Here is a 623-nt window from a genome sequence, read left to right as displayed (position 1 = left end):
CGGCAACTCCGGCGGCCATGGCGGCAGCCGTCACGATACCGGCCATTCGGATGGCGGCCCGCGTTCCTGCGCAACCTCCCAGGGATCGTCTTGCTGATCCGGCCTGTCCTTGACGGGCGTCGCGCGTAAGCGGGTGCGGATGACGCGCTTCAGGTTCCTGTTTTGATGCATGGCGCCCGTGCAGCCGCGCGACAAACATCAGGCTCCCGGAACCCGGGCGAACGTCGGAACGCGGCGGGTCGCTCCCTGGACCGCTAGCGACCCGTGCGGTAGGCGAAATCGTCGATCGCCGCCTGCCAGTAATGCAGTGTCCGGATCTCGAGCCGCGTGATGCGTCTGTAGTCGGCCGCGAAGTAGACCTGACCGTTCGCCGACAGCACGAACTGATCCTCATATGCGGGCTCATCGCCTCGCCAGGCCTTGACGATAAGCGTCTCGCCCTCCGCGTCGTCCCAGCCCACGCCGAAATAGGCGCCTGTGAAATCGAACGGCTTGTCGCTGAACACCTGCGCCGGGTGTCCCGAGCTGTTGTAGGCGATGAACTCGCCCGACATGGTGGTGTTGATGTAGCCCGGGCCAGCGGTGAAGCTCTGGTGCATGGCAACGAGGTTGTACCAGTTGAG

At 64.8% G+C, this 623-nt stretch carries 1 pseudogene; it reads right to left on the bottom strand.

Annotation, left to right across the window (positions count from 1 at the left end):
- Positions 1-254: 254 nt before the first annotated feature.
- A pseudogene (locus tag EN780_RS39390) lies at positions 255-623 on the bottom strand (hypothetical protein); the annotation flags it as partial.

Source organism: Mesorhizobium sp. M4B.F.Ca.ET.089.01.1.1, from assembly GCF_004022605.1.
In the GTDB taxonomy this organism is placed as follows: domain Bacteria; phylum Pseudomonadota; class Alphaproteobacteria; order Rhizobiales; family Rhizobiaceae; genus Mesorhizobium; species Mesorhizobium abyssinicae.
Note: the sequence above shows the minus strand (reverse complement) of the source record. Positions and strands in the feature narration are given on the sequence as shown.